Raw genomic sequence first — 17,857 nt, 5'->3', positions numbered from 1 at the left:
TTCCGGCATGTTATATTTTTTTGCTTTCTAAACGCACGGTTCCATGATTTTATTAATGATCTCTTCTATTGTATCGATACTCATCTGCGAATCATCAAAAGGCTTCCGCCGCATTCTATGCGGCAAAACATAGGCAGCCGCCTCTTTTAATTCTTCTTTGGTCACCTTATCTTTGCCATAGAAAGCAGCAATCGTCATAGAAGCCTTGATCATGACAATATCTGCCCGGTGCCCGTCAACGCCGAGTGCTATGGATATTTTCGCAGCCATTTCTAAAAGTTCATCCTCAAAGTTTACCCGGGGAAGCAGTGCGGTTGCCTTTTGAATTTTTTCCGCCAACGCCGACTGTTCGTGATCAAACGAGCGGCAAAAGGCTTCCGGGTCTTTTTCGTAAGCCAGCCTTCTCTTTATGACCTCCACTCTTTGGGCGGTGTCATTTTCCCCTGCAACATCGACAACGAGTCCAAAGCGATCCAAAAGCTGGGGTCTCAAATCCCCTTCTTCCGGATTCATGGTTCCAACCAAAGTAAATCTTGCCGGATGAGAAAAGGAGATGCCTTCTCTTTCGATGGTATTGATCCCCATTGCTGCCGAATCAAGCAGGATATCCACCACATGGTCATCCAATAAATTGACTTCGTCAACGTAAAGGATATTCCGGTTGGCTTGGGCCAGAATACCCGGTTCAAATTTCTTTTCTCCTTTTTTGATGGCATGCTCAATATCAAGTGTTCCGACGACCCGGTCTTCCGTGGCGCTGACGGGCAGATCAATGACTTTCATTTTTGTCGTGATACTCTTGATCGGTTGATCATTCTTCATCTTTTCCGCACATTCACTACAAACTTTATCCGACTGCAGCGGGTCGCAGGAAAATTGGCATCCTTCCGCCTGCGAACGTTCCGGCAGCATATCAGCCAGCGCCCGAACAGCCGTTGATTTGGCTGTTCCTTTTTCGCCGCGAATTAAGACCCCGCCTAAAAACGGATTAATCACATTCAGAATTAATGCCAATTTCATCTTTTCCTGGCCGACAATTGCTGTAAACGGGTACTTTTTAATCTCATTATTCATTCGTTATTCTCCTTTGCTTCAATCCCTAGATCGATAACGATACTGCCGCGACAAGATTTTGTGCCCGGAGGTCTTCAATAACAAAACTGTCCGCCTTCATGCTCTTGGCAATCTTCTCCGTCAGGTTCAACTTAATAAAGCTCTGGTCGGTGTCTATGACGACAGATTTGATTTTCTCCGCCCCAATCCTTTGGGCTGCGGCAACGGCTTCCTCAAAAGCATCCAATCCGCTTTCACTGTAGGTCGCCCTGCCGTCTGAGACCAAAACAATCACCGGAAGCGTGTCTTTGTCTTTTATTTTCGCCGCTTTAACAATTTCGTAGGCCAGGTTGAGCCCTGCGGCCAACGGTGTTCGGCCGCCGGTAGGAAGCGCAGCCATCCTTTTCTCCGCCAATTCCACACTTCGGGTGATTCCCAGAAGAAGCTCTGCCGAGCGGTTTTTGAACGCAATCATCCCGACTTTGTCTCTTTTCTGATACGCGTCATTGAGCAGAGAGAGGATTGCCCCCTTTACCGCTGCCATTCTTTTGTTCGCCCCCATGGAACCGCTGGCATCCACGACAAAGATAATGGTATTTCCTGTCCGCTTCTCGCGAACCTTCACCCGGATATCCGTTTTTTCGACAGCCACCGCTCTGCCGTTTTTTTCTCTGAAAACCTGGTATGGAGCTGCCGCCCGCAGCGTGGCGTCGAAAGCGAGATCATAGCTTTCGTCTCTGCCCGGATAACGATAGCGCACATACCTTCCCTGCTTTGATGATGTTTTGACCAGACTCCGCTTGCCGCTTCCCTTTTGGATGGTACGAATGCCGGCATCGGAGAGCCATCTGGAAACAATAAAGGATTCTTCCGGAATATCCAAGGTTTCAGACGGTCCTTCGGCGCCTTCCTGATCCTCATTTGGTTCCCTGTCATCTTGGTTTTGCTGCTCGGAAGACGGAGAGTCCTCCGATCCTTCATCCGGTCGGTCGTTGTCGTTTTGATCCTGTTTTTCCTGCTGCGCCTCATTGGAATCCGCCGGGTCCTGACTTTGATCCGGATTTTGATCCTGTTCCTGATTTTCGTTTTCTTCCTGGGTCTGTTCCTGATCTTCCTGTTCCTGCTCTTGTTCCTGTTCTTCCTGCTCCGGCTGAGAGTACGGCGGCTGTTCCTGCTTTTCTCTTGTCCGGTGAGGCAGGGCATATTGCGCTGCTTCTTTGATGTCTGAGATATTTAGGGCAATGCGGGAATCCATGGCTGCAATTGCCTTGGCCGTTTCCACAATCACCAATTCCGCCCGGTGACCGGCGCAATTACCTTCCCTGGCAATAGCAGCAGCCAATTGTATGGCATTTGCTGTTACTTCAATCCGGTTGATCGCTGCTTTTGCCCGCCGGATGTCAATACGCAGCTGTTCACTTTCTTCCTGCCACTTTTCGCAAAATGCCGCCGGGTCTTTTTCATATTCCACCCGCCGCCGGATGATTTCCGCCCTGATCCGGGTATCCTGCTCCCCGCTGACTTCGACATACAGGCCGAAACGGTCTAAAAATTGAGGACGCAGGCCCCCTTCTTCAGGATTCATACTGCCAACCAGAATAAACCGTGAGGGGTGCCGGTACGAGATTCCTTCCCTTTCGACGATATTCATCCCGGATGATGCCGACTCCAGCAGCGTTTTCACGATAGGATCGCTTAAAAGATTAACTTCATCCACATAAAGAACATTGCCGTGGGCATGCTGCAAAATACCGGCTTCAAAACGTTTTTCCCCGTATTTCACGGCATGTTCAAAGTTGATGTTGCCGCATAACCTGTCCTCAGTCACATTCAGCGGCAATTCCACCAGCCGGACATCCGGTGCAATGCAGCTGATTCCCCTGACAAGCGTGGATTTGGCCGTCCCTTTCTCGCCGCTGATCAGCACGCCGCCGATACTGGGATTGACCATATTCCAAATCAACGCCTTCTTCACGGCATCCTGGCCGACAACTGCCGCAAAAGGATAAATGTGAGCCAATTATTCCATCTCCTTCTACTGAACTTACTTAACCAACTTTTGATCAGTCTGCATGTCACAGTTCCGGCGTCAGCGAAGCAAGGAAGCGAAGCGCGGCCTTTTGTGTCATGGAAGACACAACGGCCGAAAGCGGAATTGTGGCATGCAGACAGGCCCGAAAAATTCTATCCCAGTTCCTCCAAGCTGCCTTCCATTTCCAGATAGATCTTTTTCAGTTTCTCCACACTTTCTTCCGGCGCATGCCACATGCCGCGCTGATTGGCTTCCAGCAAACGCTCGGCCATATTATGCAGGGCCCAGGGATTGACTTCCCGCATCCAGTCCGCCGTTTCCCGGTCAAACGCATAACGCTGGGCAATACAGTCGTACATCCAGTCATCAATTACATTGGTCGTCGCATCCCAGCCAAAGGTAATATCGACCATGGCCGAGATTTGTTTCGCCCCCCGGTAGCCATGCTTTTTCAATCCTTCGATCCACTTGGGATTATTGACCCGGGCCCGCATGACCCGTGACGCTTCTTCATGCAATGACAGCGTCTCTATATGATCGGTATCGGATGTGCTCGGGACATAGGCCGGTTTTTGGGAACCGCTGTGGGTGGTAATCGCCGCCACCATGCCGCCAAAATAATTGTAAAAGTCATCGCTGTCCAGCATGTCAAACTCCCGGGTAGACTCGTTTTTCACCGCAACATTGACTTTTTTCATCCGCAAGGCAAACACTTCCGGCAGTTTTTCCCCGTGCAGTTTCTTGCCGTAAGCATGACAGCCCCAGGTGGTATAAACTTTGCCCAGATCGGTGACGTCATTCCATTTTTTGCTTTCCACCACATTTTTGGTCCCGGCGCCATAAGCGCCCGGAGCATCTCCGAAGACTCTGATCAGCGAATATTCATAAGCCTGTTCCATCTCGATGCCTTGGGCGACCAGTTCGGCTACTTCTTCCTTGACATGTTTTTTAATGTAATTCTGCTCTTCCGGTTCATCAAGGGATGCGACTAAATTCACCGCGTCTTCTACCCGTTCGATCAAGTTGGGGAATGCGTCCCTGAACAATCCGGTAATTCTTAACGTCACATCGATGCGCGGCCGTCCCAGTTCTTCCAGGGGAATGGCTTCAATCCCGATGACCCGGTCCGTATTGCCCAGCCAGACAGGCCGTACCCCCAGCAAATAGTAGGTTTCCGCAATATCGTCCCCGTACGTCCGCATGGCTTCGGTGGCATAGACTAAAATTGAAGTACTTTCCGGGTATTTTCCCTCATCCCGGAGATACCGTTCCAACAGCTGGTCCGCTAAGGTCTGGCCAATCTCCCAGGATGACCGCGAGGGCATAGCTCCCGGATCAACGGAATAAAAATTGCGGCCTGTCGGGAGTATTCGAGCATTCCCTCTGGTCGGCGCTCCTGAAGGGCCGGGAGGTACAAATTTCCCGTTGACACCGCCGATAAAGCGGTCCAGTTCATCTGTAATCCGCATCACCCGCGGCTTAATGAAGGAACAGACAAAGTTCAGGCATTGTCTGAGCCTATCCGTACTGTTCATCTTACGGAAACTGTCCGTGCTTTCTGAACAGCTAACGCACTTCGCCTTAAACTGTTCAATCATTCCCTCCACTGCCTGAAGCTCATAATGATGTTTTTCCAATTCCAGAAAGATTTCTCTTCCCATTTCATCTGCTTCAGCCAGCAAAATCCCATAGGATTTTCCGTCTGCTGTCGGTGTCTCCGGCACTGCCAGCAGCATTTCAAAATCAAGACCCAGAAGATCGCATACGCCTTCCCGAAGTGACGGTGTGTTCCCGTTTCTGTTTCTTACCAACATCTTCAGCATATTCCGAAACCGGTCCTCTTCCGGGACCATGCCAAAAATATGAAACCCGTCATAAATATCACAGGCCTGCACCTTGCTGACCCAGGAATGCATCTGCTTTATGCAGCCGTCGATATCTTCTTCCAGCATCTCCGGGGTGAGACCGATATCATTGTTTAGATTGATCTTGACCGCCAGCTCCCGTATCTGCTTTTGAATGACCGGCAGTTTCTTCGGATCGGCGCTTTGGATATGGTAATATTGCTTCATCAGCTCGTCGACCTCGGCTAGTTCATCGTAAACGCCGCTTTCCATCATTGAAGGAACCATGTGATCCAGGATGGTTGCGTAGGTCCTTCTTTTCGCCTGCGTTCCCTCACCGGGAGCATTGATGATGTAGGCATACAAATGCGGAACCGTGCCGATGCAAATATCGCTGTAGCAATCTTTGGACAGCCCGACTTCCTTGCCGGGCAGCCATTCAATGGTGCCATGGGTACCCACGTGTATAATGACATCAGCTTGAAACACCTTTTCCACCCAGTTGTAAACGCCGATATACTGATGCGGGCACGGAATATCCGTACTGTGGTACATCTCTTCCGCTTTTTCCTCAAACGCCCGCGGCGGCTGCAGCCCGATAAAAATATTGCCGTTTAGAATGCCCGGAACCAGCAATTGTTCGTCGACCGCCATGAAATCGCCTACCGGTTCGCCCCAGTATTTGACCAGATTCTCTTTCACCCGGGGAATAAATTCATCATACCATCGTCCGTACTGCTCTTTTCTGACGGTGTCGATACTCTTTTCCAGCATGGTTTCCGGGGAGGACCACCGGCCGTCGTTGGTCAGTCCCGCGGTGATCCGGTCAATGATTTCTTTGCCGTCGGCAAAATGGTAATCCGTCTTAATGCCGCATTCTTCCAGCCGTCCGATCATCCGCTGCAGCGATACCAGGGTATCAAGCCCGGCAGCGCCGCCGATGTTGTCATTGCGGGGCGGATTATTATGCAGGATGATTGCGACTTTTTTCTCTGTGTTATCCTTGTATCGCAGTTTGGCCCAGTTGATTGCCAGGGTTGTAATACTTTCCACCCGCTCGGCAATCGGCTGCGCCTCTCTTTTTGGCCCCAACGCCGTTTCGACTGTTTCCGTCGTCGCGAACGGGAACGTGATGACCTGTCCGTCAAATTCCGGCTGGAAAACGCTCCAGCTCAATGACAGGCCGTCCAGCCCTTTGACCGAATGGTTCCATTCCTCAAAAGACTGCAATGTGGTCATGGCTTGAAAAACCGGAACCTGCAAAAGTTCAAAAATACTGCTTTCCCTCGGCTTGGACCCGTCACCCGGATCAGCCAGGATGGTCAGACTGAAGGCGGTGGTGTTAATGATCGAATCCACCAAAGGTTTTCCCTCAGACATCATGCAGCGCTCCAGAGCGGCTCTGATTCCCTCACAGCCCAGGTCTTGGTCCGGAAGCATATCCGAATAAACACACAAAGGATGCGCGCCTTGTTTTCTTATTTCCCGGATTAAGGCATCGACATGGACCAGATTATTCTTTTGAACCAGCAGGACATTGATAATGATGCCGATGACCGGCAGCCCGCTGTTTTTCACCTGTGTCAGGTATGCGTCTTCGTCTTCCGTATTCTCATCCGGATCATAGATCCCGCTCCATTTCGGGCAAACAGGCGCTTCCACAGGAACACCTGCTCCGGCGTACTGATTGCCCAGCCATTTGATTAAATTGACCGTATTCTTAAGCCCGCCGGATTGATAGTATTTATTGATCGTCTTAAAATCCTCCGGAAGGATGCTGCAATCCGGAAAAACTTCCGCATTCTCTTCTTCAATCGTGGTATAAACAAAAAGACGTTGTTTTTGCTTCAGACAGGTGAAGAGATTGAGAAAACTTTTGAAAAAAGATAATGACCCGTGAATTTTTATCAGGACAAAATCCGCGTTGCGACTGGCCTCGAGGCAGGCCGCAGCCTGCTCCTTGTCATTGTCGAGTTCCGTTGTATTAAATAAATGGATCTGAAATTGTCCCGGATATTGGCTGTCCAGTTCCGCTTGTGCTTCCCTGAATGTCAAAAAAGGCTCCATCGGTGTCAGAATCACAACAATATTGACCATGACTCTCCTCCCTTACTCCGCAACATCCGGCATCAGGATGAAGTTTTTAAACTGATAATCCGGATAAAGATCAGGATGAAAGATCGCCGCCAGTTCAATATATTTTTGGTCGATATTATGGTACGTACTCCAGTAACTATCCGTAATCTGCCAGACTTTTTTATCTTTGAAACAAGGCAGCTCAGCCAAGACCGGGGCCTGATCCGTGATGGATTTTATATCCGGCCCATATTTCGGCATCCCTCTGTTGAGGAAAATATCCGCTTCCGCCAGACGGTTGTAAAGCTCCTCAACGCTGATGCTCGTCACACCGTCCTGACCGGCGCCAATATCGTTAAAAATATATTCAGCGCCTGCGTCTCTGACCATTTGCGCACTTTTGGAGCCGCCGTTTTCCACATAGACTTTGCCCATACTGATGATTCCCCAGCCGACCTTCGGTTTCGGAGCGTCCTTGACCTTTTCTTTCATTTCGTCAATCCGGGCGATCGCCTGATCAAAGTAAATGTCTGCTTCTTTTTCCAGATTGTAAAAGGCCGCATAGAATTTCAGCCATTCCATCGTTCCCCGATAATCAAGCTCCGTACTCGACCCGTCGAACAAATAAGGAATCCCTGCCTGATTCAGCATTTCCATCAGTTTCTGCTGCTCTGTCCCCATTCCCTGGCTCGTAAAAACAAGTTTTGGATTTAAGGATTGAATAATTTCATGGTTATAGCTGGTACTTGTCGTGGTATTATCGCCGATATCCTTGATTTGCCCGCTCAGCATACGGTTCTTCATCGCATCAAAGTCCCAGTCTTCCGCTTTCATCCGAACGCCGACGATACTGTCAAACAGCATATCGTTATCAAACGCCCGCAGATAACCGACCTGTGTCGAACTGGAGTAGATCGCCTGACTTAAAGGCAGGGTGACTGTTGGTAATTCTTTGTATTCCGCAGGCGCCTGCTGTCCTTCCTGCAGGAGAAGCATTTGTCTCTTCTGGCCGTCGGTAACAAGTTTCATGCCGTCTTCCAGGTACGCAATGCTGAAGTTTTTGGCAAATTTCAAATTCATGCTGCTCCCGGCAGGATACATGGCTTTCACATCTTTAACACTGCCGATGGCGGCGGCTATACCGGAATCCATTTGCGCAGTCTCTTTGGCACACCCCAGGGGCATCACCAGCAAAGTTAGTACCATTGTTAAAATTAAAAAACATTGCAATTGAGATTTTCTTTTCATTATTATTTTTCTCCTTATAACTTAAATATGAAATACATTTCGTCTGAAAGCCCTACGGTCAACCCTCATTAATCTTCTTGATTCGTTTGAATTGCCGCTGCTGTTCCCCGGCAGACTGTCGTAACAAATGAATCCAGCATCGCTTGCACCCATTCTTTTTGATCCGCATTGGCACAGGCGGTCCATTCCGCTGTCGTCTTCCGGTGTTCGGCGAGATTCTGCAAGATAATTTTTCCGGAAAACTCAACTTCCTTTACTGAAAGCAATCCCCAAGACAATTGATCCAGCAAATGGACATAAAGTGACGTTAAGGAAACGATTTCATCCTGTGAATCCAGCACATGGATACGGCCGATTGCATCGGCCAGGCTCACTCCGGAACAGACCTCGCGGCACTTGTCGCCGAAGCTTTTTTCAGTGATGCCGTACCGTTTCAGTCTGGCCAGCATACTGTGCTGGCTCTCTCTGGTAAGGCCCATATGTTTCCCCAGCGATTCCCTGACTGCATCCATAACCATCCGGCCGATCAATTCCCCCAGTTTGCCGTGCTTCCCGGCATAGGTCAAGGTATTATCCGATTCCGCATTGGCAATAATCATCACATTGTCTGTTCCTGATCCGGTGGCAATTCCGGATGAATACAAACTTCCGGCCAGCAGTTCCTGCAGGACGGCGGTTTTAGCTTCTGTAGCTGTGACAATGCTGCGTGCCAGGCATCCGGGTGTCATATCGGCGTTGACAAAAACCATGATATTAATGGTTCCCGGCTTGAGACTAACGCTTTTCCCACGTTTTTCATAGCTTGTGGCTTTCTCTCCCACCCGTCCGCCGTTGACTTCCAGACTGGCTGTAGCAATGGCGGTAACGGTCAGCTCATCATAGGTTTCCGTTTTGACGGCAGCGCTGTCCATGGAGACAATGGTCGCCATATAGGCCACTGTGTCGTAATCCAGTCCCAGATCGTCGATCATAAACCGCTTGATTTTTTCTTCCTGTCCCGGTTTGCAATGTTCACATTCCCGGCCGGAACCCGGGTTGACATCCTGGTTATACACCGCCGTTAAATCTTCACGGTAGCCTCCGTTATGCATGGAGGTGCTCATGACCTTGCGCTTTCCTAAGAAAGGTACCACCAGGCAGCGGTTATACTTGTAAACTTGATCTCCCGTAGCAAGTCGGGCAATGATCATAATAATGCCTCACACCCTTTCCATTGTTTTTTTGTCTTCAATGCATTTGGTAACTTCCGCCGCTTTCGAGCAATAGCGGATTTTATCCGTCCACTCCCCGTAACGCTTGAATGCATGTTCTTTCGGGAACAAGGAGAATACGGTTTTCCCCATTTTCACCGCTTCAATCACCAGGTCCATATTGCGCTGATTGATGCTTCCTACCGGAAAACCTGTATCAATCATATAATCCACGGTTTTCATAATCTCCCTGGCCTGATGATATTTATCTTCATGGATGGCGTTAAAAGCCTCTTCCTCAATAATTTCACAACCTAAGGCCTTACCGATATGGATATCAATATCATTGCTGTGCAGCACCCCGCAGCACATTCCGTATCCGGCCCGGGAAAGCGCACGATACACGCCTGCGCCCGTTCCATTCCCCCCTGCAATAAAAATCTCGGGATACTGACGGCTGAAAAATTCCAGGCTTCCCAGCAATTCATTGTATTGCGCCCCTTCAATCTCATACAACGATTGAATCGTTCCGGCCTTGATGATTTCCTCAGGCGTACCCTGGGCTGCAATTTTTCCGTCCTGGATCAGCAGGATGGTTTCACAGCCTTTAATGGCCAGATCAATGTCATGGAGCGAGAGCACGACCGTTATGCCTTTTTCCAGGCATAACCTGCGCAGGATACTGATGACTTCAACTTTATGTTTGACATCCAGGTGGCTTGTTGGTTCGTCGAGAACAATCAGCTCCGGCTGCTGGATCAAGGCGCGGGCAATCATCACTTTTTGTTTTTCACCGTCACTGAGTTCAGCGTAATATCTGTCCCTCAAATGGACGGCATTTACCGCCTGCAGGGCTTCCTGAATAATTCCTTTGTCCTCGTCCGACAATTTGCCGATCAGGTTGGTATGCGGAAAGCGTCCCATAGCTGCAATTTCAAAAACGGTAAGCAGACCTAACGATACCTGTTCTGTCAAGACTACAGCTAACTTTTTCGCCAATTCTGGTTTTTTAATGCTTTTTAAATCACTGCCGTTGATATACACTGTCCCGCTGACAGGCGCAAGAAGCCCGGACAGCGTTCTCAGGATGGTGGATTTTCCGGCTCCGTTGGGACCAAGCAGGCAAATTAGCTGTCCCTTGATGCCCCGGAGGTCGACATTTTCCACCACCACCGTTTTTTCATATCCGACATCCATTTTCTCAGCAAGAATCACATTATTCACAGTTCACTCCCCTTTCTAAGCAGCAGATAGACAACAATCGGCGCGCCAATCAACGAAGTAATCGCGCTCAGCGGCAATTCTGTCGGTGCCATCAGCATCCGCGCTCCCAAATCACAAATTCCGGTCATTAACGCGCCTGCCAGGATAACACCCGGAAGCAAAACACGGTTGTCGGAAGTACCAAAAGAAATTCTCACCATATGGGGGACCGCCAGACCCACAAAGGAAACCGGGCCGGCAAACGCCGTGATTACCGCGGTCAGTACGCTGGAAATCAGGATAACCAGCATCCGGAACCGTTTGATGTTCAACCCCATCGATAAGGCGTATTTTTCTCCGAAAAGCATCGCGTTCAGCGGTTTGCAAATCAATAAGGACATCAGCAGGAACGGAACACCGATCAGATACAGACACTCCACCTGCGTCCAGGAAAAACCGGAAAAGCTCCCCAGCGTCCACATCATAAACGCATGAATTTTTTCTTTATCGGCAAACGCTGTCAGCATACTGGTCATTGCACTGCAGATAAATCCCGCCATTAACCCGATAATTAACAGTGTGGTGATATTCCTGACTTTTTTGGCGGCTAATACCACAACCAGCATGACGACCATCGCACCGAGAAACGCGCCGCCGAACAGAAACATCGGCGTCATATGCGTCATGCCGAAAGTATATCCCCCTAAGACCACGAGGCCCACAAACAGACTGGCGCCCGATGAGATGCCAAGCACGTAGGGTTCTACGATCGGGTTCCTGAAGAAGATTTGCAGCAAAAGTCCTGCCACCGCGAGGCAAGCGCCACCGACTAGCGTTGCCAACGCCCTTGGCAGACGGATGTTCATGACAATCGATGCATAGGTGTCATTCCCGGTTTCATGTCCCGTCAATATTTTGATAATATGTTCCAGGCTGATGTTTACAGAACCGGCTGAAATATTCAATAGAAACACCATTGTTGCCAGCAGCGCCAGTATAATAATAAAAAACACATGCATTTTCAATTTCAGTCTTTGTTGATCCATTTTTTCTCCCCTACTTATTGTGCTTGCCGGAAACATGTACATTGATCCCGGTAAGTACCATTAATCCGAGCATACTGTGGTGATTCTTGCCGTCAGATCCGCGAAATTTTCCAGCATTCCGGTTATTGTCTCCTCAGCGGATTGCCAGCAATAAGTATATTCAACGTCGAGCCCGTACTTTTGTCTTATTCTGTCGGCAATAGCCTTGCCTTCCTGTGCTGCACGCCCGGGAGAGATCAGCTCCCAATCCGCTTGGTCCATCAGGTGGACATACAGCGAGGTCAGGGCGACAAGTTCCTCTTCTCTGTCCAGGATTTCCAGTTGCTGAATAAATAAGGGTTTGACCAATGCTTTTTCTCCCAAGTCACAATGCTTGTTCCAGATACTATCTTCCGTGATGCCAAAGCGTTTCAAGCGTCGCAGCATACTGTGCTGGCTTTTTGGACATAAACCGGTCTGCAAAAACAGCGCCTCTTTGACGGCCGGCTTCACCGCTAAGCCGATCAGTTCACCCAGCTTGCTGTGTTTGCCCGCATAGGTCAGTTTTAAATCGGATTGGCTGTTGGCAATGATAATCGTACCGTCTGTTCCTGAACCTGTCGCTAACCCCCGGGAGTAATTGCTTCCCGCCATCAGCTCCTGCAAGGCGGCCGTTTTGGCCTCCGTGCAGGTTACCAAAGCGCGGGTCAACGTACCTGGGAGTAAATCCGCATCGATATTCAGGATAATATTGATGGTTCCTTCCTTTGTCATGACGGTTTTGCCCTGAGCTTCATGGTAAGATGCCGGGTCTCCGACCCTCCCGCCGTTGACTTCCACTCCTCCGGTGACAATGGCGGTCACCGTGAGATTATCATAAGAAACCGTTTTGATCGAAACATTATCCATCGACGCGGCGGTGGAAATGCCCGTCACCGTTTCCGGATCGAGGCCGATCTCTGCGGCAAGCAGCTTCAGGTCGTTCAGGTAGGAATCTGTCCTAAGCGAGCAGGTCATCCCTTCTCCCGGATTGGAATCGTGGTTGAAGGCCGCTTTGAGCTTTTCGCTGTATCCTCCGTTTAGAACGGAGGTGCTTAGCACCTTGCGGTCCTCTTGGAACGGAATGATGATGCTCTTTTGATACCTGTGGACTTCATCCCCAGTCGATAAAGTATGAATTTTCATTTTTTCCTCCGCTGTACATGTTATGATTGCACCGCTCAAACAAGTCTTGCAGTCAAAACAAGGTTGGTTTGACACGCTTTTGTTCCATGTTCTATTTTCCCGGCAGCTGTTGGAACATGACAAGTTTCCATTCCGGGTAAAGTCCTTCATGGAAGAGCGAGGCCATATCTTTCACGCCTTCAATCGTTTTGTTAATCGACATGTAGTACCAAGGAGCGAAGCAATACACTTTTCCGTTCTTGACAGCTTTAAAATCTTTTAATAACGGTTCGGCCTTTAGCAGGCTCTCGACGGAGGGCATATAGGCAACCATTGAGGAATAAATAAATACGTCCGCATCCTTGCCTTTCTCATAGAATTCTTCCATGGAAATTTGGGAACTGCCGGTTTTATCCGGGTTAACATTCGCAAATACATAATCTCCCCCGGCTTCCTTTATTTGTTTTGCCACATAGGATCCGCCGTCGGTAATATACACCTTGCCATCGTAGACCATGCCATAGACAACTTTTGGACTCGGCTTATCTTTAACGGCAGCTGTGATTTCCTGCAGCATCGCCGCTTTCTCTTCAATAAAGCCGGCGGCTTTCTGGTCCTTGTTGTAGAACGCGCCTAAAAATTTCAGCCATTCCAGACGTCCCATATCCGTAGGTTCCGTATAATCATTGACGACCACGCAGGGGATATGAAGTTCCTTCATTTTGGCGAGCGTTTTCTGCAGTCCGTAATCTCCGGTATAGACAAAGACCATATCGGGGTTCAGTGCTTGGATCTTTTCAAAATCCGGATCTGCCATGCCCCCTGTGCCGACATATTGAATCGTTCCATTCTCCATGCGCGTTTTCACTTCATCAACATACCATTCTGCTGTATCTGTAGTGACGGCGGCAATACTGTCCCAGTCCTTGTCTGAGAATATTGCCTGAAGCAAGCCTACCTGTGTGGTCGAACAGTAAACTACCTTTTTCAGCGGTGTATTGATAACCGTCGCCCCTGCGGCCTCCGGTATTTTAGGTGTCTTCACTCCTTCCGGCACCAGCAGGAACTGATTGTTTTCCGCATCCGTCAACAGCTTGATATTGTTGCCATAATCAGCAATCTTAAATGCGTTTGTATAACTTAAACTGACCTCTTTGCCGGTTAAGGGCTTATTGCTTTCCTGGCTTCCGGCGGAACAGCCTGCCACTATCAGCGAACAAATCATAATCAGTATGACGACAATAAAAAAATTCTTTTGATACTTAATCATGAAAATTCCTCCATCTTTATCCTTTAACAAAAACACCTCTCAACTTCACGTCAAGAGGTGTCAACAATATATTTAGTAAAATATATGATGTTTAACATACAGCACCTCCTCTGTCTTTCGCAGAGTTGAAGTAAACTACTCAGGCAGGTCTTCTGACTCCGGATCATCAATGTTTCACGCCTTCCCGGAATAAACCAGTGGCATTCATGAAACATTTCCCCATTACAGCGGCGGGACCGTGCAGGATTTGCACCTGCTTCCCTTTTCAACCAAAATCCTCGGACTTTGGTACCTGAGCTTTGTCAGTATTCAGTTAGTTAGAACATGTAATGACTTTTTATTTCAGTATTTTCATCAAGTGTCCGATGCGCGGAAGCCTCAAATGGACATTCCGAATTCATCAAAGCAATCCCCCTATATACTGCCTTCCCAACAATACGGAACCGATCAAAATCATATTTATCAATACTGCTGGTAAGAAACCCTGCCAAGAGAAAGGAGCCAGTTCTTCCAATACTTCAATATCCCCGTCATATCCCCTGGCTTCCATCGCCGTAAAAATCTCATCCGAGCGTTTGTAGGCCCGGATAAAAAGAGTTGATGCCAGAGCCCCCAACGAATGATACCCCGCTTTCAGGCTGGAATAACCTAAGCGGGAATTTTGAGCCGTATACATTGTCTCCGCTGTTTCCATCAATACAAAAATAAACCGATAAATTAAACTCATCAATTCCACCAGAATTTTAGGACATTTCAGCTTCCGCAGTACAGATAGGAGGTCAACCATCGGCGTATTCAGGGACAAATAATATAAGCAGGATACCGCTCCTAAGGCCCTGAAGAATAGCTGTGCGGCTGTCTCTATACCGATTTTAGAAAATCCTAAAAATGTACCGAACACCGGCACAGACATAACAAACTGCTGGGGATCATTTGAGATTTGAAAGGCTATCATAAGCACTCCCAAGATTAAGAATGACATCGGCAGGAGCATCAGTTTAAGAAAAAAGCGGAGCGGGATCCCACCCTTCCTGACGGACAACCACGTCATGATCAGTAAAACTACAAGCGAGAGCAGGATGGAATTCCCCCAAAGACAGACACCCAGGGTCAACAAAGCAAAGGCAACTTTTTCCATCGGATTTTTACGTTTCAGTTTTGAAGCATAGGCGTAATTGTCAATATTTATCATGCTTTTTTCCTTATTTCATACGAATTTTGCTTATATTCTTACGCAGAATACTCATACTTTACGATGTTGCCACTAAGCTTTATTTCTGTTCTCTTCTTTTTTACTGCGCCCTTTCAGGTAACCCAGTCCATAAAAGAGAATGCCGGAACCTAACGCTGCTTGCAGAGCAAACAACAAGCTTTCAATTTCACCGCTGGGAGGCTCAAAAATTGAAGAAAACCAGGGGTTGTATTCAGGGTTAATCTCGGTAATCGCAGTTTCGGCTTGGCCATCCGCTCCGCCGAATTCCGCATCTTTAGCGATAATAAGCGGAATGACAGCCAGCAGGATAACAATAACAATCAAGATAAGATTGGTAGTAATTCTTTTTTTATTGCCCTGTTTATCATAAGTATTATTCATCGTGCGGCCCCCTTGGAAAATATTTTTAAGGATTGAAGTTCATCGCCTTTAAGGTAATTCATAATTGCATTGAAGATAATCACAGTCAGTATTCCTTCACTGATTGCCAAGGGGATTTGGGTAACAGCAAAAATACCCAAAAATTTAGCTGCAGAAACTGTAATCCCTCCCGTTGGGTCAGGAAAAGCAAGTGCCAGCTGAATTGATGTTGTAATATAGGTAGCTAAATCCCCAAGTGTTGCCGCTAAGAAGATTGCCAGTGACCGGGGTCCTTTTGCTTTGAGCACAATAAGATAAACAGCAAAGGCTACAAACGGACCAACAACCGCCATGGAAAATGTATTCGCTCCCAGAGTCGTAAGCCCTCCATGGGCCAGCAAAATAGCCTGGAATAATAAAACAATGATGCCAAGGATACTCATGATCGCCGGACCGAATAAAATTGCGCCTAACCCTGTTCCGGTGGGATGTGAACAGCTTCCGGTAACGGAGGGTATTTTCAGAGAGGATAAGACAAAGACAAACGCACCGGCCATCGCCAGCAGTAACTTCACTTTTGAAGATTCTGTCGTCAACTTACGCAGGGAATACAAACCATAAGCTAAAAACGGGATTGTCAGGACACCCCAGGAAATACACCAAACCGGGGGCAAAAAACCTTCCATAATATGCATGGCGAAAACGTTTTGAGGCAATAAGATCAGCATCAACGTAATGCTTGCGATCATCATTATTCTTTTACTATTCATTAGCGTCACCTTTCTTTTTATCCAAAATTTTTAATGAATTATTTTAAAATATTCTCATCAATCCATGTTATTAATTCGTCAATATTATTCATGATTAAACCATAGCCAGCTTTATTTTTCCGTATCAGCAGAATTTCTAACCCCAATTCTAAAGCTGACGATATTTTTGTATCCGTTCCGCCGGCAAGCCCGCTATCCTTTGTCAAAACGATGTCCGCTCCGTAAAACTTAAACAGTGCTTTATTAATATCTTTGGAAAAAGGACCTTGCATGGCCAGGATGTCCCGGGGATGAATGCCTAAATCCTGACATTTCTGCACCAGACAGCCTTCGGGAAGAACGCGGACAATGAAACGGGCCATACCGGCAAAGGGGCTATGCACAATACTTTCCAGTTGATGACTGCCGGTAGTGATAAAAACTTTTACCTGCCGTTCTTTCTTCTGGTATAATGTGCTAATGCGCTCATTCAGACAAAGCAGCGCTTCCTCCCAATTACATGCCTGAGAAATTAAGGGACTATCCGGAATATTGGTTTCAGGCCTTTCTAGCCTAAGATAAGGGACTCCGGATTGTTTGCAAAATTGACTTAGCGAAACAAACTTATCACTGGAAGGATGGCTGATATCGACAATAACAGAAGGCAGCGTCAGGTTGTCTTTGCCAATCCAAGCCGACTTCTTGATGAAGTTGATCCCCCTGTTTTGGAGATGTTCACTAATCTCACGAGCTGCAGGCGTTTCTCCCAGAAGGATGATCATTTTAACCTCCATAGCTAATAACAAAATCCGAAAAACAAAAAAACTCTTTACCATGAAAGGGTAAAGAGTCTAACCTGTATCAAAAAACGGTAAGAATCCAGAAAACACAGAGTATTCACCTCCCTAACATCCCGTAGATTGCCGTAGCGGCTGGCAAGAGCAGGTTTCCTGGCTCAAGATCATCATCGACTCACGTCTTCCCAGGCAAATCCCAGTGACATTTTTGTGGATCGACTCCCTCGTACAGTGGCGGGTACCGCGTCAGCATTCACTGACTTCCCTTTTCAGTTCTTGCCCTCGGGCAAGAATCGCTCATTACCACATATTCAATTTTTCTATTATTATATCTTATAAAAGAGCTTATGTCACGAACAAATTTGGACTTATTGTTTGAAGTCCTTAAAACCTCAATTGACTTTGTAAATGCAACCTATACATTACTGGGTGATTGCATTTAAATCTTCAAACAGGATAGTGGCATTAAGTCTTACAATCGAAAGTCTCCTTTTTCTTCACTCCCCCATGGGGGAGTGATTGCATTTAGTCTGGCAATATTCCGACAAGAACTTTAGGATGTGTTCTGCGGGAATCTTTGAGTCAAAGGAGAATTTACCATGGCAAAAAACAAGCATCTCACTGATTCGGAGC

At 47.7% G+C, this 17,857-nt stretch carries 13 protein-coding genes and 2 riboswitches; all 13 genes read right to left on the bottom strand.

Annotated elements, in window-relative coordinates; translation table 11 throughout:
- Positions 1-27: 27 nt before the first annotated feature.
- The 13 genes from A7D23_RS08595 to A7D23_RS08535 all read right to left on the bottom strand — a co-directional run bounded on the left by A7D23_RS08595 (position 28) and on the right by A7D23_RS08535 (position 17,209).
- Positions 28-1,074, bottom strand: a complete 1,047-nt coding sequence (locus A7D23_RS08595; protein ID WP_025205045.1) for an ATP-binding protein — start codon at positions 1,072-1,074, stop codon at positions 28-30.
- A 25-nt stretch (positions 1,075-1,099) separates the two neighbouring features.
- Entirely contained in the window at positions 1,100-3,073 is a 1,974-nt protein-coding gene (locus tag A7D23_RS08590) for a VWA domain-containing protein (RefSeq protein WP_025205042.1), read from the bottom strand.
- 164 nt (positions 3,074-3,237) lie between these two features.
- Positions 3,238-7,026 carry a cobaltochelatase subunit CobN gene (cobN, locus tag A7D23_RS08585; RefSeq protein WP_025205040.1) on the bottom strand — a complete coding sequence of 1,263 codons (3,789 nt, stop codon included), beginning with the start codon at positions 7,024-7,026 and terminating at the stop codon, positions 3,238-3,240.
- Between the two features lie 12 nt (positions 7,027-7,038).
- Positions 7,039-8,253, bottom strand: coding sequence for an ABC transporter substrate-binding protein (locus tag A7D23_RS08580; protein WP_025205038.1), 1,215 nt, complete (start codon positions 8,251-8,253; stop codon positions 7,039-7,041).
- A gap of 68 nt (positions 8,254-8,321) precedes the next feature.
- Positions 8,322-9,443, bottom strand: a complete 1,122-nt coding sequence (locus tag A7D23_RS08575) for an adenosylcobinamide amidohydrolase (protein ID WP_025205036.1) — start codon at positions 9,441-9,443, stop codon at positions 8,322-8,324.
- Positions 9,444-9,452: 9 nt separating this feature from the next.
- Positions 9,453-10,667, bottom strand: a complete 1,215-nt coding sequence (locus A7D23_RS08570) for an ABC transporter ATP-binding protein (RefSeq protein ID WP_051408083.1) — start codon at positions 10,665-10,667, stop codon at positions 9,453-9,455.
- On the bottom strand, positions 10,664-11,692 hold the full coding sequence (locus A7D23_RS08565) for an iron ABC transporter permease (RefSeq protein ID WP_025205033.1): 1,029 nt from the start codon (positions 11,690-11,692) through the stop codon (positions 10,664-10,666). The genes A7D23_RS08570 and A7D23_RS08565 overlap by 4 nt, the downstream gene beginning before the upstream one ends.
- A gap of 60 nt (positions 11,693-11,752) precedes the next feature.
- On the bottom strand, positions 11,753-12,856 hold the full coding sequence (locus A7D23_RS08560) for an adenosylcobinamide amidohydrolase (protein ID WP_025205024.1): 1,104 nt from the start codon (positions 12,854-12,856) through the stop codon (positions 11,753-11,755).
- 91 nt (positions 12,857-12,947) lie between these two features.
- A complete protein-coding gene (locus A7D23_RS08555; RefSeq protein ID WP_025205023.1) occupies positions 12,948-14,105 on the bottom strand; it encodes an ABC transporter substrate-binding protein in 1,158 nt (385 codons plus the stop codon).
- Between the two features lie 124 nt (positions 14,106-14,229).
- A riboswitch (cobalamin riboswitch) is annotated at positions 14,230-14,416 on the bottom strand.
- A gap of 89 nt (positions 14,417-14,505) precedes the next feature.
- Positions 14,506-15,297 carry a cobalt ECF transporter T component CbiQ gene (gene cbiQ / locus A7D23_RS08550; protein ID WP_019226630.1) on the bottom strand — a complete coding sequence of 264 codons (792 nt, stop codon included), beginning with the start codon at positions 15,295-15,297 and terminating at the stop codon, positions 14,506-14,508.
- 72 nt (positions 15,298-15,369) lie between these two features.
- Positions 15,370-15,699, bottom strand: a complete 330-nt coding sequence (locus tag A7D23_RS08545) for an energy-coupling factor ABC transporter substrate-binding protein (RefSeq protein ID WP_019226631.1) — start codon at positions 15,697-15,699, stop codon at positions 15,370-15,372.
- On the bottom strand, positions 15,696-16,448 hold the full coding sequence (locus A7D23_RS08540) for an energy-coupling factor ABC transporter permease (protein ID WP_019226632.1): 753 nt from the start codon (positions 16,446-16,448) through the stop codon (positions 15,696-15,698). The genes A7D23_RS08545 and A7D23_RS08540 overlap by 4 nt, the downstream gene beginning before the upstream one ends.
- 38 nt (positions 16,449-16,486) lie before the next feature.
- The gene (locus tag A7D23_RS08535) at positions 16,487-17,209 is read right to left on the bottom strand and encodes a precorrin-6A/cobalt-precorrin-6A reductase (RefSeq protein WP_019226633.1); all 723 of its coding nucleotides are present in this window, start codon (positions 17,207-17,209) and stop codon (positions 16,487-16,489) included.
- Positions 17,210-17,349: 140 nt separating this feature from the next.
- Positions 17,350-17,540, bottom strand: a riboswitch (cobalamin riboswitch).
- Positions 17,541-17,857: the final 317 nt, after the last annotated feature.

The organism is Dehalobacter sp. TeCB1 (genome assembly GCF_001707455.1).
GTDB classification, from domain to species: Bacteria; Bacillota; Desulfitobacteriia; order Desulfitobacteriales; family Syntrophobotulaceae; genus Dehalobacter; species Dehalobacter restrictus.
This window is presented reverse-complemented; position numbering and strand designations above follow the sequence as displayed.